Raw genomic sequence first — 18,926 nt, 5'->3', positions numbered from 1 at the left:
CGAGGTGATGTCGAGTGCACAGCGGTGAGTTGGAGAGTCGGCAGGCACTCACGCTCGACGAGTCCGTGCTGGCCGACGCCGAGGAACAGGACCGCCCGGTCGTCGACTTCCTGCGAGCCACACCCGGCCGGATAGCGGTGCTGGCCGTCATTCTGATCGCGGCGGTGCTCACCGTGGGCGTGGCGGCATCGGTGACGGCGGCCAATCGGCAACGCGAGCTTGAGACTCTGCGCTTGCACACCGAGCCGCTGGCCGATGCCGCGCAACGGATCTACAGCGCACTTTCGTCCGCCAATACGACCGCGGCCACCGCGTTTCTGGCCGGCGGTGTCGAACCGCGCGATATCCGTGATCGCTACGACGCCGCTGTCGGAGAGGCGTCAGCCGGCCTGGTAACCGCATCAAATGGGGTGTCGCCCAACGACACCCACTCGCTGACGTTGCTCACCGACCTGTCCAACCAGTTGGCGGTGTACACCGGCATGGTGGCGACCGCCCGTGCGGGCAATCGCGACGGTCGCCCGATCGGCGTCGCGTACCTCAGCGAATCGTCCACGCTGCTGCAACAGTCCATGCTTCCGGATGCCGAGCAGCTGTACCGGACGCAGGCCGAGGCCGTCACCGCATCGGGACGGGCGGCGGCCGCGCCGCCCGCATTGATCGTGGGAGCCGCGCTTGCGGTGGGGTTGTTGGTATTCGCGCAGGTCTTCCTCGCCAGGCGCAGCCATCGTCGCCTCAACCCCGGCCTGGTGCTGGCATCGGTGTTGATGACGGTGCTCGCAGTGTGGCTGACGGTGGCGGGACTCGTTGTGACGCACGCCGTAAACGGTGCCCGCACCGAGGGAGGTGAACCGCTGGAATCGGCGGTGACCGCCCGGATCCTGGTGCAGCAGGCCCGCGCGGACGAAATCCTCGGGCTGCTCAAACGCGGCTCCGACACGCTCTCCGACGTCCGATTCGAGGAGCGGACCACGCAGGTCGGCCGGATCCTCGACAGGCATGCGGTCAACGGGGCGCAGGATGCGCTGCAGGGCTGGAAAGCCGCGCATACGGAGATCCGCGGCAAGCTGGGCAGCGGTGACTATCCGGGCGCCGTGGCGATTGCGCGGGGCGACAGTCCGCAAGGGGCGACGGCGCAGTTCACCCGGCTGGATCAGACGTTGGGAGACGACATTGCCCGATTGCGGGACCGGCAGCGTGACGGGATCACCCGTGCGTACGCCGCGCTGAATGCGCTGCCCGCCGGCGCTGCGGCCATCAGTGTGCTGGCTGCGCTTGCCGTTGCCGCGGGTGTCGCGCCGAGACTGAGCGAGTACCACTGATGCGGGCCGTAGCCGGATTCCTCGTCCTCGCCGCGACCGTGGCGGTGGCATGTTCCACGACGCAACCGCTTGTCCAGGTGCCGGCCTCGCTCACCACGCTGCCGACGCCGAGCGGCGCCGTTGTCGCGTCGGGGGTTCATGGTGTGCCGGTCGAGAGTTGCGATGCCACAGCGAGTTTGCGCCCGTCAGCAGTGTCCGGACCGGCAGTGCAGGCGATCCGGCAGCGGGGCCGGCTGGTGGTCGGTATCGACCAGAGCACCAATCTGATGAGTTTTCGCGATCCGGTGTCGGGTGAACTGACCGGTTTCGATGTCGATATCGCTCGCGAGGTGGCTCGCGACCTGCTCGGTGATCCCGGCATGGTGGAGTTCCGCCTGCTGACATCGCCCGAGCGGATCACGGCCTTGCAGGATGGCTCCGTCGACATTGTCGTGAAGGCGATGACGATCACCTGCGCTCGTGCCGATCAGATAGCTTTCTCCACGGTGTATTTCGATGCACACCAACGGCTGCTCGTGCCCAAGGACTCGCCGATACGGGGGCCGGCTGACCTGGCCGGGAAACGGGTGTGTTCGCAGGTGGACACGACATCGCTGGCGACGGTCGCCCGGGTGGCGCCGGCGGCGATCCTGCTGGCGGTTCAGAATTGGGACGATTGCCTGGTGGCGCTGCAGCAGGGGCAGGCAGATGCGGTCAGTACCGACGACTCCATTCTGGCCGGGATGGCTGTGCAGGATCCGTACCTGCACCTCGTCGGTCCCAGTCTGGAGGACGAGCCCTACGGCATCGGTATGAACAAGTCCCGCCAGGATCTTGTGCGGGCCGTCAACGCGAGCCTGGAACGGATCCGCCGGGACGGGACATGGTTGGCGCTGTACCGGAGATGGCTCACCGTGCTCGGCCCGCCGCCGAGTCCGCCGCCGCCGAGGTACCGGGACTGACATGGCGGGACAAGAGGGAACGCGGGCCGTCCTGGTGACCGAATCGTCACCGGTCAAGGTCGAGGGCACCCGTCCGCGGTTGCGTACCGGGCGCCGTCGGATCGGGGATGGCCTGGTCGAGATCCCGGTTCGGGAGGATATCGAGCCGGCCGGTGCGATCCTCACCAATCCCGTTGTCGCCGAGTCCAAACGGGAGTGCAGCGGCTGCGGGCGACCGGTGGGCCGGGGGAGTGCCGGTAAACCCGGGCCGTGCGAAGGGGTGTGCCCGCATTGCGGCGCACTGTTCTCGTTCTCACCGCAACTGGAGACCGGCGAGCTCGTGGCGGGCCAGTACGAGGTCCAGGGCTGCATCGCCCACGGCGGTGTCGGCTGGATCTACCTGGCGGTCGACCGCAATGTCAGCGATCGGTGGGTGGTGCTCAAGGGGCTGCTCCAGCCCGAAGCGCAACAGGCGCAGGCGATCGTCGTCGCCGAACGCCAGTTCCTCGCGATGGTGAACCACCCCGGTATCGTCAAGATCTACAACTTCGTCGAACACCCGGGGTTCGATGGGCGTCCGGTCGGCTACATCGTGATGGAGTACATCGGCGGGACCACACTGGAAGCCATCCTGGCGAAGCAGCAGGCGGTGTCAGGGGCAACCACACAGATGATGCCGGTGGAGCAGGCGCTCGGCTACCTGCTCGACGTCATGCCGTCGCTGTCTTATCTGCACTCACTCGGCCTTGTCTACAACGACCTCAAGCCCGACAACATCATGCTCACCGAGGACAACATCGAGTTGATCGACATGGGTGCAGTATCGGGCGTCGGGGATTTCGGATATATCTACGGCACCAAGGGATTTCAGGCGCCCGAGATCGTCAGGACTGGACCGTCCATCGCCACCGATGTCTACACGGTGGGCCGTACGCTGGCCAAGCTGACCGTCGAACTGCCCAACGATCGCTACGCCGAGGCGTTGCCCGCCCGCGACGAGGCGCCCCTGTTCGAGCGGTATGAGTCCTTCTATCAGTTGCTGGCCCGCGCGACAAATCCCCGTCCGGCGCAACGGTTCTCGTCCGTCGACGACATGGCCGACCAGTGCCGGGGCGTACTGCACGAAATCCTCGCCGAGCAGACGGGCTCGCCGAGTCCCCGGACGTCGACGCTCTTCAGCGTGCCACGCTCCACATTCGGCGCCGATCTGGCGTTGCAGGGCACCGATGTGTTCGTCGACGGCCGCCGGCGCACCGTTGCGCTGGACGCTCGCGATGTCGCACATGCCCTGCCGGAGCCGGTACCGGTCGAGGAAGCCGACGACGAATGGCGGGAGGACTGGGCCGATGGGATCGCCGGCCTGCAGACCGGCGATCTGGGGGCGGCCCTGCCATGTTTCGAGCGGGTCGTCGCCCTGCTTCCGGGTGAGGCGGCGCCCAAGCTGGCAACGGCTGCGACTGCCGAACTGCTGCTCGCCACCGCGGACGCGCCGAGGGCGGAACGCTTGCGGCAGTTGGCGGAACGGTCTTACCGGACGTTGTGGCGCACCGACCACGCGATGGTCAGCGCCGCGTTCGGCCTGGCCCGACTTCTCGCCGGGCAGGCCGACCGGACCGGAGCGATCGATGTGCTCGATCAGGTGCCGGTGACCTCACGCCACTACGGCGAGGCCCAACTGACGTCGGTGGTGATGCTGCTCGACGGGCGCACAAGCGCGGAGATCACCGAGGCAGACTTGCGCGATGCCGCACGGCGCGTGGGTGGTCTACCCGAGACCGAACCGCGCGTTCTGCAGATTCGCGCGTTCGTCCTCGGCGTCGCCCTCGACTGGCTCCGGTCCGGCGGTGCGACCTCCACCGGCGACCCGATACTCGACCACGCCTTCGACCAACGGGGTCTGCGCGTCGGCATCGAGGAGGTGCTGCGGGAGTTGGCCAGGCACTCGCCACGGCGGCGTCATCGCTACCGGCTTGTCGACGTGGCGAATTCGATCAGGCCGCCGAGCTGGATGTGAGGTCGGCGCGGTGAGCTCCGGGCTGCGCCGACGGCGCGCGTCCGCGGGATCCTGGCGGAGATCTGTCATTGTGGCGAGCATGAAGGCGCTGATGATCTCCGTGCTGGCGGTTGCAGCTGGGCTCGCGTCGGCCCCGGCGGCTTTCGCCGACGATGAGGGCTATCTCGCGGAGGTGTCCTCGTTGGGCTTGCCGGTCTCCGATGACAATCGGGACGTTGTGCTGCAGCTCGGCCGGCAGGCGTGTGTGACCGCCCACGAAGATCCGGCGATGCGGCCCGATGATCTGGCGATGCAGATCGCCGAGGCCCGGTCGGCCTACCCGTTCGAGAAGGCCACGCTCGTGGTGACCGCCGCTCTGCACAACTTCTGCCCGGATGTGACGGCCACACCAGGCGGGTGAACTACTCGCCCGACCGGGTGACCCCTCGCACGACCGCGACGCACAGGTCGGCGCATTCGGCCGCGAGATCCTCGGTGCTCTCGGTCGGATCTGCAAGCCAGGCTTCGATGATCTGGTTCACGCCACCGACCATGAACTGTGCGCCGCGGCGCAATTCGGCAGGGCTCGGTGACACCGCAGGCAGAACATCCGGCGCGTGCTGGACGATCAGACCGGTGATCATCCCCAGAATGTGTGTGCGGTGTTCGGTCAGCCCCGCAACGCTGCTCACATCGCCGGTGGCGATGCGGTGGATGTGCGGGTCGGCGGCGATGATGTCGAGGAACGCGGTGAGCGCTGACCGCAGCTTGTCGGTCAGCGTGCCCGGGTCGCCGACGCCTGCGTTCACCAGCGCGGTGAGCAGCTGGTCCCGCACGTCGTCGGAAATGGCGAACAGCAATGCGTCTCGGCTCTCGAACTGTTCGTAGAAGTAGCGCGAGGTCAGCCCGGCGGCGGTGCAGACGGCGCGCACGGTCACCTCGGTGATCCCCGATTCGCCCCAGATCTGGCGGCCGGCGGCGAGCAGCTTGCCTCGTCGTTCTGTGCGGCGGTCGGCCGCACTGACGCCGCCGTAGCCGCGCACCACCTGTACGCGCTTCATTGACAGCACCCTACCCGGCGCCTAAATTCTGACTACGGACGTAGTCAATCGTTTCGGTCCGTTCTGCCCAGGAGGTCACCGTTGAACATCCCGGCTCGCCATCCCGAACGGCCACTTGCCGTTCCCGGTGCAATGCGGACGTTCGCGATGATGCTCGGCGTTCGCAACCCCGACGCACAGCAGTGGCGGCGGCTCGGCGAGCGGCTGACCGTCGGGGACGAGCCGATGGACCGCCTGGTCGCGTGGATGTCGTCAGCGGGGATGACGCAGATGCGGCCGTTGTTCGAGAAGGCGCTCGCCGAAGGAATCGACAATGTGCCCGACGCGCCGGAACCGTTGCGCGAGTTCTTGATCGGTGTGGAGACGGCCCCGGCGTGGGTGGACCGGGACAAATTGCGCAAAGGACAGCGGGCACTGCTTCGAGGCGGTTCCGACGGCATGTCGATCGCGCGGGACGTGTCTCTGCTCGGTGGTTACCAGTTCTCCGGATTCAACAAGACCCTGCTGCGCACGGGAGCCCTGGAGAAAGGTTCCAACAAGCGTTTCGCCGAGACGATGCAGTGGGCGATGGACGTCATCTCCGACGGCGGTCTCGACCCACTCGGAGTCGGATACCGGTCCACCCTGCACGTGCGGTTGATCCACGCATTCGTGCGCCGGCACGTGGCAGAGTTGCCGGACTGGCGCGCCGATGAATGGGGTCTACCCGTCAATCAGACCGACATGGCCGCGACGCTGGTGGGTGCGCTCGTGGCGCCGCCGGTGGCCTCGCTCGCCATGGGAATCCTGCCTGCGCCAGGCGAACTCGACGCCATCGCGCACTTGACCCGCTATGTCGGCTGGCTGATCGGCGTCGAGGACGAATGGTTGCCCCGTAGCTTCCGCGAGAGCATCCGCGTGCTGCACCACACGTCCACCGCACTGGCCGTCCCCGATGAGACCACGCAGCAGCTCTCGGTGCCGATGGCCGCCGACCCGCTGTCGTGGCACTACCGCGGCATCCGGGGCCTGCGTCGCCGCCTGGCATGGGCGCAGCACCTGTCGATCACCAGCGCATTCCTCGGGCCTGGCGCGATGCGCGTTCTGGGCCTGCCCGCCTACATGCCGCCGTGGTATCCGGTGGTGAAGCTGCCGGTCAATCTGATCCGCAGTGTGGGGGCGATGGCGCTGCCCGGTGGCATGGATCGCGCCGTCACGCGAGGCCGACGGGAGCAACAAGCCTTGCTGCAGACCATCATCGGTGACAGCGCGGCCAACATCGGCGAGTCGGCAGTGCACGTGAGCAGCGCAGCCTGACTGGGGGGCTTAGCGGGCCATGGAGCCGATGAAATAGGTTTCGTGGCCCGTGGGGTAGCCGCCGCCGTCGGTGGCGATGTGCACGTGGTCGAAGTGGTTGAGGGTCTCGTTCCCGTAGTCGGCGGTCCAATGCGGCGCGCCGATCCCCGGATAGAGGCCCTGCCGCCAGATCACGTGAAGCACGCCCCAGCGCTTGGCATTGGCCAGGGCGAAACCGGCGATCTGGTTACCGAGTTCGATGCCTTCCTTGGAGTGATAGTTCGGGATCATCACGTCGATCGCCAGACCGTTGGGATGCCATTTCAGCGCATCCTGCCGATACCCGCCGATGGTGGTGATCTCGGGGAACATCACCGCGATGGCGCGGGCCACCCAGATGGTCTTGACCTGTAGGCCGCCCTCGGGTGCCGGGCCCTTCGGTAGGGAGAACTGGAAGTCGCGGGCCACTACGGGCGCGCTGGCCGCCACCAACGCGGCTTGCGGAGCCGCCGGCACCGGCTGTTGCCGGCCTGCGGGCGGCGTCGCTGCGGGGACCTCCGCGCAGCACTTCGCCTCGGTGTTCTGGACGTAGACCATGCCCGCCGCAACGGTGACCGAGACCGCGAGCGCCAGCAACCGGCCCCTGCCGTCGGCCAACCGTCGTTTCCCCACGGCAGCAATTTACTGCGCTCGCTGGTCCGACGGGACGGGAACCGCGTCCGGCAACCTGATGTCTGTCTCCACGGCACCCTGAGTTGGCTGAATTCCGGCCGTCAGGACCCGCCCGGTGCGGTTTCTGCGTGCAGGCGGTGCGGGCAGGTTTCGGGGAACCTCCGGTGAATGGCGTCGATCAGGTGATGCGTCTCGTACAGATCGGCACGCAACTTGCTGACCTCGCGGCGATCACATGCCGACGATCGGCGCTTGCGCCGCTCCGCCTTCTCCAGGCGTGTCGATACGTCCTCCACGTGGCGCCACAACTCACCCAGAAGGGACTGCGCCTGCGCAGTGTCGGCGGAGTGATTCACGTTACGGATCGTGCCACCTGTGTCTTCATTCCGCTCACTTCCCCAGATCTTGACTATGGGGCACGTCCAGCGGATTCTGAAGCCATGGTGAGGATCAGCGAAGAAATCATGATCGCCGAACTGCTGATCCGCCTTGGCGCGGCCTATCCAGACGCATCCGACGAGGACATCACGGGATGCGTCCACCGCGCCCAGGAGCGCTTCCAGTCCAGTCCCATTCGCGAGTTCGTGCCGCTGCTCGTGGAGAGGCGGGCGCGGTCGGAGCTCGCCAGGCCGATCGTCGGGGTCTAGCTCCAGGGCGGTCTCCGGACGCCCGTGCTGACCTGCGGCTCCTAAACTGCCGGGATGCTCACTCGGGCGCGGATGGTGGCCGCGACGCTGGTAGTTGTGCTCGGATTGGCGTCCCTGGTCCATGTGCTCTACATCGGGTTCGGCCCACTGCCTGACCGCGCTGAACGTCAACTCGGATTCCTCGACGCAGCCCTGGCATCCGGTCGCGACACCCAGATGCAGGGCCTGTTCCCGGAGGGCGAGTACTTCACCAGGGTGCTGACCGGTCTCGCCGAGGCCCAGGTCGCCGCGCAGCTCGGGGCGGACCCTCGGTCCGCCGGGTATCTCACCCGAGCCCGGACTCGGCTTGCCGCCATCGAAACCCCGGAATCCGTGGCGGTTTTCGGCAGCGGAATGGTCCCGGAACACGGGATCTTCGCGGCGGGCTGGTCACTTGCTCTGGCTGTCGCGATCGCGCGGGCTTCGGACTCTGATGCGGACCGTGCAGCGGTGCGGGAGCGCGCTCACGTCGTGCATTCAGCTCTGAGGCAATCGGATTCACCGTTCCCGGCCAGCTATCCGGGCCAATACTGGCCATGTGATTCGGTTGTGGCAGCGGGAGCGCTCGCTCAGGCGATCTCGCTGCTCGAGCTGCCATGGCACGAGGATCTCGCCGACTGGCGGAAGCGGGCACTGGCTGCCGCCGATCCGGACACGGGCCTGCTGCCGCATCAGGTCGATGACCGGGCCGGCGCCTTGACGGGACCACGGGGGTCTTCCCAGGCCATCATTCAGACGTTCTGGCCCGCGGTCGATGCCGTGGTAGGGGTCAAAGGTGATCAGTGGCAGCGATTTTCGGACCGGTTCGTCACCAGCAAGGCCGGCTTGGTCGGCATTCTGGAGTATCCGTCCGGTACGGGCGGCGACGCCGATGTCGACAGCGGTCCGTTGATCTTCGGGGTGAGCCTGAGTGCGTCGGCGGTCGGGTTGGCGGCAGCGCGAGCCAATGGCGACCGGGACCTGGCCGGTCGGCTGAATCGGCAGGTCGAGCTGATCGGGGTGCCGGTGGGTTTTCGCACCACGCGGTACTTGTTCGGTGCGCTCCCGGTAGGTGATGCGTTCATCGTCTGGGCGCGCACAGTACCCGCGGGTGAGGTGGCGGTGAATGCGGGCTCGGGGCGGTCGCCGTGGTTTGTGGTGTGGGCCGTGCCTTCGGCGTTGCTGCTTGCGGCGACCCTGGCGTTGTGGCCACGAACACGGCGTCCCGGAAACCGACTAAAACTCGGAAAACAAGGTAGGACTACGCATCCCTACCCGGCCCACCGCCCGGCAGACTGAACCCATGCCAAGTCCCGATGTGGTGCCGTCGGCAGACGCCGTGACCCGCAACGCCAAACCCGACCGCGACCGCGCGGTAGACGTCGCGCGCCTGGGCGCCCTGCTCGTGGTCATCTTCGGGCACTGCGCCCTGCTGCTGGCCACCATCGATTCCGGGGGCGTACGGGTCGGCAACATCCTCGGCGCGTTGCCCGCACTGGCCCCGATCACCTGGGTGCTGCAGGTGATGCCGCTGTTCTTCCTGGCCGGTGGGGCCGCGGGTGCCTACAGCTGGCATTCCGGCCGCTCGTGGGGCGCGTGGTTACTCGCCCGTGCCCAGCGCCTCTGCCGGCCGGTGTTCTGGTACCTGGCGGTGTGGTCGGTGGTCCTGGTCGTGGTGCACGCGACGATGGGGGCCGAGTCCGCCGCTGCGCTCGGGCGCGAATGCGTGGCCCTGCTGTGGTTCCTGGGTGTCTACCTGATGGTGCTCGCCTTCGTCCCGGCACTGATGCGCCTGCACACGGGCCGGGCACTGGCATTGGTGGTTGCCGGACTGATCGTCGCGTCCGGAGTGGTGGATGCCATCCGCTTCGCGGCCGGCACCCCCGAGGCGGGCACCGCCAACCTGATCATCGTCTGGCTGATTCCCGTGGTGATCGGGGTGGCCTACGCGCGCCACCTGATCTGCGCGCGGCGGGCGATCGCGATCGCGGTCCTCGCCTTCACCGCGCAGGTGATCCTCGCTCTCACCGGCATTTACGACGTGTCCCTCGTCGTCACCGGAACCGAGCGCGTATCGAACGTGTCACCGCCGACCCTTCTGCTGGCACTGCACTGCACGTGGATGCCATGCCTGTTCATCGCCGCTGCGAACCCGATCCGGCGCTGGGCCGCGCGCCCGCGCGTCTGGTACGTGGTGGCGACGGGCAACGGGGGAGCCATGACGCTGTACCTGTGGCACATCCCGGTGATCGCGATCGCCGCGTTCAGTCTGCATGCCCTCGGCCTGGATGCGTTCGACCCGCACGCCCCGGGCTTCTGGGCCCATCTGGCCTTGCGCGCAGTGGTTTTCGCCGTTCTCATGGCGGCGGCCTTCCGGCTGCTGTCACCGCTGGAGCACCGCCCGCTGCCGTGGTGGGACGACCGGGTCCAGATCAGCGGCGCCCAGTCGGTGGTTACCGGCGTGCTGTTGTGTGTCGCGGGCGCCGCGTTGACCCTGATGGCCAAGAACGGCCTCGACGGTGTGCTGGGCTGGTCTGCGCTCGGCGGATTTGTCCTCGCGGCCATCGCTGCGCGGGCCAGTGCGGGCCGGGCTGTCAAGCCCTAATTGCCCTGTGCGGCACGATCTGTGGATGGATCGCGCGCTGTGGATAACTTCTCTGGGAGTCGGCGATCGGCGATAGAATTCGAACATGCATTCGAACATCGTCTCTGATCGGGAGACGGTGCTGGCTGCCTACGCCGAGTACGACGCCGTCTGCGCGAAAGTGGCCGCCCTCAACTATCAGACGTTGAGCCTGCCTGAGCTTCTCGAGCTGCAGTCGCGCCGCGAACATCAGGTCCGGTCCGCGCCTGCGGTGGACCACCGCCTGTTGACCGAAATCCAAACCCGGACCACCCCTGGCGAGATCGGTGCGAAAAGCTGGGCCGACGTCCTGGCCGTCCGGCTACGCATCAGCAACAGAGAAGCCAAACGCCGCATCACCGAAGCCGCCAACCTGGGCCCACGCACCACCGTCACCGGACAGTCCATGGCGCCGGTATTGCCGGCCACTGCCGCCGCCCAGGCTGCCGGTGACATCAACACCGACCACGTCGCGATCATCCGAAAGTTCTTCGCCAAGCCCCCCGTGCCGCTGGATGCCGCCACCCACGCCCAGATCGACGCCGACCTGGCACGCATCGCCGCCGGCAACAGCCCGGAAACTCTGAAACAGTGCGCCGACCGCATCGCCTTCCTGCTCAATCAAGACGGCGACGCACCCAGTGACGAACAACCCGAAAGCCACGGGGAAATCATCATCGGGCCCCAAAACGCCGACGGTACGAGCGAAATCCGTGGCCGGCTCACGCCCGAAGCCCGCGCCACCCTCGACCCGATCCTCAGTCGCTACGGCGCTCCCGGCATGTGCAACCCCGCCGATGAACACCCCTGCACCACCGGCACTCCCAGCGCAGAGGCGATCGCGGCCGATACCCGTACCGCCGCCCAACGCAACCACGACGCCCTGGTCGCCATCGGCCGAAGCGTGCTGTCGTCAGGAGAACTGGGCCAGCACAACGGATTACCGGTCACGATCGTGGTATCCACCACCCTGCGTGAACTCGAATCGGCCGCCGGTATCGGCACCACCACCTCCGGCACCCGGTTACCGATCAGCGATGTGATCCGGATGGCCGCCCACGCTCACCACTACCTCGTGGTCTACGAGAATCATCGCCAAGTGCCGCTGTATCTGGGTCGCAGCAAGCGCATCGCGAGCCCCGCCCAACGCCTCGTCCTGCACAACCGCGACCGGGGCTGCACCCGGCCGGGCTGCACCTGCCCCACCGACCGTAGCCAAGTCCACCACGCCAAAGCCGATTTCAGCCAAGGCGGGCGCACCGACATCACCGACCTCGCCCTGGCCTGCCCGAAAAGCAACCGCCTCGTCCACGACAAGGGCTGGCGCACCAGCATCCGCGACGACGGCCGCGTCGAATGGATCCCACCCCCACTACTGGACACCGGTCAAGACCGCGTCAACCACTACTGGCACCCCGAAGACCTCTTCCACCCACCCGAAAAAGACAACCCCTAGGCGCTTTTCACGGCGGGCTCCGACGCCGCCTCCGGTCCAACCGGCAGGCGGGCGTCGGTGGCAGATATCAGGGTCGCGGTGTGGGGGCGGGGCTCGGCATCATCGGTGAATTATGGCCGGGACCCATCATGCCGCCCGGACCCATCATGTCGTCGTGATCCATCATCGGGCAGGAACTCGTGGGCCGATCACCGGACATGCCGCGGTAACCGCCGTGGTGATAGCCCTGGCCCGCACCGATCATCAGTCCGCTGAAGAAGATGACGGCAACGATGAAGAGGATGCCGGCGACGATGCCCACCACGGCAGCCGCTTGGCCGAGCCGGTTGGGCCGGCTGACGGATTCGTCGGTTCGGGGTTGAGGTGCTTCGGTCATGTCTGCGGCCCTCCTGAACGAGTGTGGCTGTCGTCAGTATGTACCGGCGCCGCCGCTGCCAACAGGGACGTTGGTCCTCAATGTGGGCTGCACCGGTCTGTTGTCAACCGTGCGTCGGATTCTGCGAACCCGCGAACCAATCAGTCCTCCTTGCGGATCAACCGTCCCAGTGCCTCGCGATCAGGTGCCAGCAGTTCGTCGATGCGGGCCTGGTTCACATCGGCGACGATGATCTCGCCGACCTCCTGGTACACATCGCTGAAGATGCCGTGGGCCTTCATCTTCTCGGTCTGATAGACGTTGTCCTCGGTGGGCGTCACGTAGTAGACGATCTCCGGCTTGAACCGATGGATCAGCCACACGTGGATCAGATCCATCAGGCGCTTCTTGCGCAGCTTCTCGGCGAAGGTGTTCTGGTCGCGGACCGTCAGGATGTTGCGGCCGTGCCGATCCTTGATCGGGTCGACGACGACGTTGGCGAGCGGTTCGTCACCGTTGCCGTAGATGCCGAGATCGAGTACGTCCGACCCGGCCCGGCGCGGCCGGAGCTGCACGCGCAGATTCTCGCCGATCTTGTAGTAGTCGCCCCACATCGCCAGCCACTCCTCGAGCAGCTTCTTGGGTACCTCGGTCTGCACCAGATGCTGGTGTTGCGTGGAGCCGGCGCCCATCGCCTTGGTGGTGGCGGTGCGACCCGACGAGGCGGCCAGCGCCGCATCGCTGCGTGGGCCACCGACCAGTGTTTGCGGTGTGCGGTAAGGAGATTCGACCAGACGCATCTTGCGCTGCAGCCGGGCCAGCGCCAACATGCCCTCCTGTTGCAGGGACGTCGCGAACTCCTCGCACGCCACGCCGTCGACCTGGTGGCCGCCATAGGTGATGAAGTTGAAGACGAATCCCATCTTGCCGAGTTCGGCTGGGAAGGCACGCATCTCGTCATCGGTCATCCCGGTGGTGTCCCAGTTGAACGACGGTGAGAGGTTGTAGGCCATCATCTGGTCGGGGAACTCGGCGTGGATCGCATCGGCGAACTGCTTGGCATCGGCCAGATCTGCGGTCTTGGTCTCCATCCATAGGATGTCGGCGAACGGCGCGGCCGCCAACGACTTCGCGATCGCGTACGGGATGCCGCCGCGAACCTGGTAGTAGCCCTCGGGGGTCTTGACCCGTTCACAGTCCCAGGCCACGTCGGCGCCCAATTCGTGGGCCTTCTCCTGCGCCGTGTACAAGGACGCCCGCGCGGCGAAGGCACGCCAGTCCGCGGCACTCATCGCGACAGGCTCACCTTCTTTCGCGCGGTACTCCAGAAGTTCGGCAACTGCCTCGCCGTAGGTGTTCAGACCGGCGTCGGCCTGCCACGCCTCGACGAACGCCGACTCGACCTTGTCGAACATGGCATCCACCGAATGTCCGGCGCGGTGGCCCTTGACGGCCTCGGCGATGGTGCTCATGATGCCTTCGCGTTCCAGCCAGGCCTCGGCGGTCTCGTACTCGCCGGCAGGCAGCGCATAGAGCAGATGGCCATTGAGGTCGGTGACACCGAGGTCGTAGAACCGGCGCATCATCGCCAGGAAACACGACTTGTAGGTGGGCACCGACAGGTTCGTCGCCCCCAGCAGGAACGGCTGATCGCGCTCGTCGGCGCGGCTGTCGATCAGATTGGCGGCCTCGGCGTCGGTCCGCGCGACGATGATGCCTGGCACCCGCATGATGTCCAGCTGGAATCGCGCGGTGTTGAGCCTTTTGATCTGCTCATCCGAGGGCACCAACACCTTGCCGCCCTGGTGTCCGCACTTCTTGGTGCCGGGACGCTGATCCTCGATGTGATAACCCGGCACCCCGGACTCGACAAAGCGGCGGATCAGATTACGCACATGCGGATCGCCACCGTGACCGGTGTCCGCGTCGGCGATGATGAACGGCCGGTAGTCGACCGCCGGGGTGGCCGCGAGCTGTTCGGGGGTCATCCGCAGCCGCAGATACTGCTGATTGCGGTCTGCGGTCAGCAGCGCCCGCACCAGCCCGGCCGCTTCGTCGGGCACCTGGCTCAGCGGGTAGCTGGCCAGGTCGGGCCCGGGATCCTCACTGATCGACCCCTTGGCCGAGGTGGCCCATCCACCGAGGTAGATCCCTCTGATCCCCATCCGTTTCATCACCACTGCCTGACCCGGTGAATAGGGCCCGAACGTTGTGATGCTCATCTTCTGGGCGAACAGATCGCGAAGGTAGAGAAAGAACGCCGTGGCGGCCTCACGGGCCACCGGATAGTCCGACGGGATCGTGCCGCGTTGCTCGGCGACCTGACGTGCTGAGTACAGCCGGGTGATGCCTGCGAACCGAGGACTGTCGATGTAGACCTGGGTGGCCTCGACATCCTCCTGGAACGACGAGTTGGTCTGTGCGTTGGCTTCGATGGTGGCCATGGGTGCGCTCCTGAACTCGGGTACCCCAATCATTGCTGGCAAGTCGTGACACCGGAGCCGGTTGGGAGATTTCTCAGGACCGCCACCCACCGTGGCTCGAGGTTCTAGGCTGCACGCCATGTCGATCGACCGGGCCGCGCTGGCCGCTGGTGCCATCCGATTCGCGTCGGGCGTCTCGTTTCTCGTCGACCCGAAGCGGGCCGACCGGTTATGGGGCGGAAGGGAAACACCAGATGCGACCGCGCAGCTGATGTGGCGGTCGATGGGATATCGCGATGCGCTGATCGGCGGCCTGCTGCTGGCGGCGGGACTGCGGGGCAAGAACACCCGCGGGTGGTTCCTGGCCTCCGGCGGCGCCGACGCCGCCGACCTGCTCGGCGGGATGGCGGTACACGACCAGCTGCCGCGGTCGCAGCAGGTCATCGGCCTCGGAGGTGCGGTGGTCGGCATCGCGGTGGGGCTGTGGGGCGCCACCCGCCGCCGGGAGCGTGCGACCGGCCCGGCTGCGGGCTAGGTCGATCTAAGAACCCGCCTCGACGATGTCGCTGCGGTACCACCGCGTTCCCATGAGATAGCAGCCCATGGCCAGCAGCTGCAGCACCGGCACCAGGATGAGCAGTGCCCGGCCCAGCGCGTGGGCGCCCAGATCGGGGGTCAGCGTGTCACTGATGAGGCCGGTGACGAACGGGCCGACAGCGCCCAGGGTGGCATTGAAGAACAAGAAGATCGCCGATGCGGTGGCCCGCTGCTCGGGCAGCACCAGACGGTGGATGGCGGCGATCGACGGCGCCATGTACGCGGTGCCGATGACGTAGCTGAGGGCCAGGAACCACACGCAGGCCAGGCGGCTTTCGACGGTGAACGCCAACACCGAGGCGGGAAGCAGCAGGGCCGTGGTCAGCACCACGATCCACAGCAGCCAGCGCGGGTCGCGCACGGCCAGCCGGTCGGCCAATCGGCCCACGATCACCAGCCCGAACACCCCGGCCAGTCCGGTGGCCAGGCCGTATTCCAGCCCGACCTCACTGAGCGACATGGAGCGGGTTCGCATCAGGAAGGCGGGGGAGAAGGTGGTCAGCGAGTAGCCGGCCGCCGCGATGAACGCCGTGCCGCCGACCAGTGACAGGAAGCTGCGTTTGTGCAGCAGTGCCCACCACTTGACCGTCGCGACCTGTTCCCGGGGTGTCGCATCCGGCAGCGCCTGACGTGAGCCGACCACCAGCAACACCAACGGTGCGAACACCACGCTGAGCCCGCCCATCACCACGAAAGCCGTTCGCCAGCCCAGGTTTTCGGCCAACAGTCCGCCACCGATCAGGCTGGCGCCGCTGGCCAGCGGGATCGCGAGCGTGATCACCGCCAGCGGCGCGGCCCGGCGGTCCTGGGCGAAGTTGCGGGCCACGTATGCGTGCGCGGCCGGGGTGCTGCCCGCCTCGCCGACCGCGACACCCACCCGCGTAAGCGCGAGCTGAAATCCGGACTGCACGGCACCGCCGAGCATGGTCATGGTGCCCCACAGCGTCAGGCAGGTAGCGACCACCGCGCCGTACGTTCCGCGGTCGGCGACCCGGGCCACCGCGATGCCCAGCACCGCGTACACGATGAGGAAGCCGAAGCCGTTGATCACCCCGATCGCGGTGTCCGACAGGGCGAGGTCGTGTTTGATGGGCTCGGCCAGCACCGAAGGCAGGAACCGGTCGACGTAGTTGAGGGTCCCGACGAGTGTCAGCAGCGCGACCGCCGCCCACGCCCGTCGCGGCCCGTGCCCACCGGCTTTCCTTGGCGGCACGGCGACCAGCGGCGCCGGGCCGGTCTCACTCATGTCTTACGCCGCGGGCGAACCGCCACAGGTACTGCGGCAGACCGCGCGCCGGCACGGACGTCGGCCAGTCCCGAGGGCGGAAGAACGCGTCGGAGCCTCCGTCCACGAACACCACACTGCCGCAGAGGAAATCGGCCGAGTCCGACAGCATGAAGCAGATCCAGTCGGCCAGGTGGCCGGCGTCGCCGTAGCCGCCGACCGGCACCGGGAACCGCCGCACGGCGGCACCTTCGCGCGGATCCGCAAGTTGGGCCTCGAGCAGCGGGGTCAGGATCGCCCCCGGAGCCAGCGCGTTGAGCCGGATCCCGGCACCGGCCCACCCTGTGCTGACCGCAGTGGTCCGCAGCCAGCGGCTCACGGCGATCTTCGAGGCCGCGTACATGAGGGCCGACCCGTTGCGACCCAACAGTCGCAACGAGCGCACCGCCTTGTCGGTGTCACGCGCCAACAGAGCCCGAATCGTCCGGCGTGGAACGATCGGGACGGTTGTCGTCGAATTACTCGAAATCACAACGACTTTGGCTCGGTCAGCGGCGGCCAGCGCGGGACGCACGGCATCCAGCAACTCCACCACGCCGAGGAAGTTGACCTCGGCGATCAACCGGTTCCGGTCAGCGCCGGGTCCGGGGCCCAGCCCGGCGGCCAGCACCGCCCCGTCGAGCACCCCGTCGCACGCCGCCAGCACGCCATCGGCCGCTGCCCGGCGCCCCTGCGGGGTGGACAGATCGGCCACCACCTCACCGGACTTGAGGTCCACGCCGATCACGGTGTGCCCGAGGTCTCGCAGCCGTTCGGCGGCCTGCAATCCCATGCCGGATGCGGACCCGGTAACCGCGTATGTGCCGATGATCGCCTCCTTGCCGCCCGACCGTGGGGCAGTTCGGCGGCCAAAGATAGCATCCGAGACATGACCGACCTTCCCAAATACGGCCCGTGGGCTGTTATCGCCGGCGGCTCCGAGGGGGTCGGCGCAGAGTTCGCTCGTATGCTCGCCGAAGACGGGTTCAACCTGGTGCTTCTGGCGCGTAAGCCAGGCCCCTTGGAAGCCACCGCGCAGCGCTGCCGGGATCTGGGCGTGCGGGTGCGCACGATGGCGGTGGATCTGGTGGACGATGCGTCGGTCTCCGAGATCGCCGATGCGACCGCCGACCTGGAGGTCGGCTTGCTGATCTACAACGCCGGCGCCAACACCTGCAGCGAACGTTTCCTGGACGCGCCGCTGGCCGATTTCCAGAAGGTCGTCGACCTCAACATCACCAGGATGATGGAGCTGGTCCAGCACTTCGGCCGGCCGATGGCCGCGCGAGGCCGGGGCGGCATCCTGCTGGTGGGTTCACTGGCGGGCTACGCGGGGTCGATGCGGCACACCGTCTACGGCGGGGTGAAGGCGTACGGCCGGCTGTTCGCCGAGAGCCTGTGGCTGGAGTTGCGCGAGTACAACGTCGACGTGCTGGAGCTGGTGCTCGGCGTGACCCGCACCCCGGCGATGGAGCGCGCCGGTCTCAACTTCGAGGCACCCGGAATGCGGATCAACGATCCGGCCGAGGTGGCCCGGGAAGGGCTGGACCACCTCGGTGCGGGGCCGGTTCACGTGGCAGGCGGCAACGCCAAACGCGCCGAGATGAACAGTGCGCCGGACCGGGCTCAGGTGGTGCTCAAGTCCGATGCCGCCATCCGCAACCTGATCAATCAGCGGGCGCCGCAATGACATCCGAGGTGGCTGCGCTCGAGGCGCGACTGCGCCGCCTCGAGGACGAACGCGACATCGCCCGGTTGATCGCGTCATACGGCCCGCACGTGGACGCCGCCGACGCCGACGGAACCGCAGCGCTGTGGGCGACCGACGGTCGCTATGAGGTCGAAGGCTGGGCGATGGCCAGCCGGGCAGACGTCCACGCGATGGTCAGCTCGGAATCCCACCGCGCCCTGGTGGCCACCGGCTGCAGTCACTTTCTCGGCCCCGCCGTCGTCACCGTCGACGCCGACACCGCGGTGGCCGTGTGTGAGTCGCTGGTGCTCGTCCGCCGCGAGACCCCCGAGGGGTCCAGTGAATATGTGGTGTGGCGGGCGACGGCCAATCACTTCGAACTGGCCCGCAAAGAAGGGCACTGGCAGATCACCCGGCGGTCCAGCCGCCTGCTCAACGGCGACCCGGCAGCACACCGGCTGCTGATCGCCGGCGTGGCCGGAGAGCCCGCGATCTGACCCAGATGAATTCTCGGTGCCCAAGCGGTTACCGATCCCTCCTACGAGATGCCGATGCAGGCGGGGCGACTTACGCTCGTCGCGGTCGGGTGTCGGCCGCACGAGGGGAATCG

The 18,926-nt window shown here is 67.4% G+C and carries 19 protein-coding genes; 12 read left to right on the top strand and 7 right to left on the bottom strand.

Annotated elements, in window-relative coordinates:
• The first annotated feature begins 14 nt into the window (after positions 1-14).
• From ACZYZ7_RS06965 to ACZYZ7_RS06950, 4 genes are all read left to right on the top strand, one after another.
• Complete coding sequence (locus ACZYZ7_RS06965) at positions 15-1,322, top strand: hypothetical protein (RefSeq protein WP_450071724.1); 1,308 nt, start codon at positions 15-17, stop codon at positions 1,320-1,322.
• Entirely contained in the window at positions 1,322-2,263 is a 942-nt protein-coding gene (locus ACZYZ7_RS06960; RefSeq protein WP_450071723.1) for a glutamate ABC transporter substrate-binding protein, read from the top strand. The genes ACZYZ7_RS06965 and ACZYZ7_RS06960 overlap by 1 nt, the downstream gene beginning before the upstream one ends.
• Position 2,264: 1 nt before the next feature.
• On the top strand, positions 2,265-4,256 hold the full coding sequence (locus tag ACZYZ7_RS06955; RefSeq protein ID WP_450071722.1) for a serine/threonine-protein kinase: 1,992 nt from the start codon (positions 2,265-2,267) through the stop codon (positions 4,254-4,256).
• A 79-nt stretch (positions 4,257-4,335) separates the two neighbouring features.
• Positions 4,336-4,656 (top strand): DUF732 domain-containing protein, encoded by a 321-nt coding sequence (locus ACZYZ7_RS06950; protein ID WP_450071721.1) that lies wholly within the window; start codon positions 4,336-4,338, stop codon positions 4,654-4,656.
• A 1-nt stretch (position 4,657) separates the two neighbouring features.
• Here ACZYZ7_RS06950 and ACZYZ7_RS06945 read toward each other — a convergent pair whose 3' ends face one another.
• Complete coding sequence (locus ACZYZ7_RS06945; protein ID WP_450071720.1) at positions 4,658-5,296, bottom strand: TetR/AcrR family transcriptional regulator; 639 nt, start codon at positions 5,294-5,296, stop codon at positions 4,658-4,660.
• A 132-nt stretch (positions 5,297-5,428) separates the two neighbouring features.
• Between ACZYZ7_RS06945 and ACZYZ7_RS06940 the strand changes: the two genes are divergently transcribed.
• Positions 5,429-6,592: an oxygenase MpaB family protein gene (locus ACZYZ7_RS06940; protein WP_450071757.1), complete on the top strand. Its 1,164-nt coding sequence runs from the start codon at positions 5,429-5,431 to the stop codon at positions 6,590-6,592.
• 9 nt (positions 6,593-6,601) lie between these two features.
• Here the strand turns inward: ACZYZ7_RS06940 and ACZYZ7_RS06935 are convergent, their stop codons facing one another.
• Both ACZYZ7_RS06935 and ACZYZ7_RS06930 read right to left on the bottom strand, forming a co-directional pair.
• Positions 6,602-7,252, bottom strand: a complete 651-nt coding sequence (locus ACZYZ7_RS06935; RefSeq protein ID WP_450071756.1) for a glycoside hydrolase — start codon at positions 7,250-7,252, stop codon at positions 6,602-6,604.
• 92 nt (positions 7,253-7,344) lie between these two features.
• The gene (locus ACZYZ7_RS06930) at positions 7,345-7,599 is read right to left on the bottom strand and encodes a hypothetical protein (protein WP_450071719.1); all 255 of its coding nucleotides are present in this window, start codon (positions 7,597-7,599) and stop codon (positions 7,345-7,347) included.
• Between the two features lie 84 nt (positions 7,600-7,683).
• Between ACZYZ7_RS06930 and ACZYZ7_RS06925 the strand changes: the two genes are divergently transcribed.
• The 4 genes from ACZYZ7_RS06925 to ACZYZ7_RS06910 all read left to right on the top strand — a co-directional run bounded on the left by ACZYZ7_RS06925 (position 7,684) and on the right by ACZYZ7_RS06910 (position 11,987).
• Positions 7,684-7,890, top strand: coding sequence for a three-helix bundle dimerization domain-containing protein (locus tag ACZYZ7_RS06925; RefSeq protein WP_450071718.1), 207 nt, complete (start codon positions 7,684-7,686; stop codon positions 7,888-7,890).
• A gap of 54 nt (positions 7,891-7,944) precedes the next feature.
• Positions 7,945-9,207, top strand: coding sequence for a hypothetical protein (locus ACZYZ7_RS06920; protein ID WP_450071717.1), 1,263 nt, complete (start codon positions 7,945-7,947; stop codon positions 9,205-9,207).
• Positions 9,208-9,211: 4 nt separating this feature from the next.
• Positions 9,212-10,513, top strand: coding sequence for an acyltransferase family protein (locus tag ACZYZ7_RS06915; protein ID WP_450071716.1), 1,302 nt, complete (start codon positions 9,212-9,214; stop codon positions 10,511-10,513).
• Between the two features lie 85 nt (positions 10,514-10,598).
• Complete coding sequence (locus tag ACZYZ7_RS06910) at positions 10,599-11,987, top strand: HNH endonuclease signature motif containing protein (protein ID WP_450071715.1); 1,389 nt, start codon at positions 10,599-10,601, stop codon at positions 11,985-11,987.
• Positions 11,988-12,054: 67 nt separating this feature from the next.
• Here ACZYZ7_RS06910 and ACZYZ7_RS06905 read toward each other — a convergent pair whose 3' ends face one another.
• Together ACZYZ7_RS06905 and aceA are read right to left on the bottom strand one after the other, a co-directional pair.
• Positions 12,055-12,363, bottom strand: coding sequence for a hypothetical protein (locus ACZYZ7_RS06905; RefSeq protein ID WP_450071714.1), 309 nt, complete (start codon positions 12,361-12,363; stop codon positions 12,055-12,057).
• 140 nt (positions 12,364-12,503) lie between these two features.
• On the bottom strand, positions 12,504-14,786 hold the full coding sequence (aceA, locus tag ACZYZ7_RS06900) for an isocitrate lyase ICL2 (protein WP_463740519.1): 2,283 nt from the start codon (positions 14,784-14,786) through the stop codon (positions 12,504-12,506).
• A gap of 118 nt (positions 14,787-14,904) precedes the next feature.
• Here aceA and ACZYZ7_RS06895 point away from each other — a divergent pair, with 118 nt between their 5' ends.
• Positions 14,905-15,300: a DUF4267 domain-containing protein gene (locus tag ACZYZ7_RS06895; protein ID WP_450071713.1), complete on the top strand. Its 396-nt coding sequence runs from the start codon at positions 14,905-14,907 to the stop codon at positions 15,298-15,300.
• A 6-nt stretch (positions 15,301-15,306) separates the two neighbouring features.
• Here ACZYZ7_RS06895 and ACZYZ7_RS06890 read toward each other — a convergent pair whose 3' ends face one another.
• Together ACZYZ7_RS06890 and ACZYZ7_RS06885 are read right to left on the bottom strand one after the other, a co-directional pair.
• A complete protein-coding gene (locus ACZYZ7_RS06890; protein WP_450071712.1) occupies positions 15,307-16,608 on the bottom strand; it encodes a spinster family MFS transporter in 1,302 nt (433 codons plus the stop codon).
• On the bottom strand, positions 16,601-17,455 hold the full coding sequence (locus ACZYZ7_RS06885; protein WP_210115664.1) for an SDR family oxidoreductase: 855 nt from the start codon (positions 17,453-17,455) through the stop codon (positions 16,601-16,603). The genes ACZYZ7_RS06890 and ACZYZ7_RS06885 overlap by 8 nt, the downstream gene beginning before the upstream one ends.
• Before the next feature lie 60 nt (positions 17,456-17,515).
• Here ACZYZ7_RS06885 and ACZYZ7_RS06880 point away from each other — a divergent pair, with 60 nt between their 5' ends.
• Positions 17,516-18,316, top strand: a complete 801-nt coding sequence (locus ACZYZ7_RS06880) for an SDR family NAD(P)-dependent oxidoreductase (protein WP_450071711.1) — start codon at positions 17,516-17,518, stop codon at positions 18,314-18,316.
• Positions 18,313-18,813, top strand: a complete 501-nt coding sequence (locus ACZYZ7_RS06875) for a nuclear transport factor 2 family protein (RefSeq protein ID WP_450071710.1) — start codon at positions 18,313-18,315, stop codon at positions 18,811-18,813. The genes ACZYZ7_RS06880 and ACZYZ7_RS06875 overlap by 4 nt, the downstream gene beginning before the upstream one ends.
• Positions 18,814-18,926 lie beyond the last annotated feature (113 nt).

It is taken from the genome of Mycobacterium sp. IDUB_17, from assembly GCF_055419465.1.
Note: the sequence above shows the minus strand (reverse complement) of the source record. Positions and strands in the feature narration are given on the sequence as shown.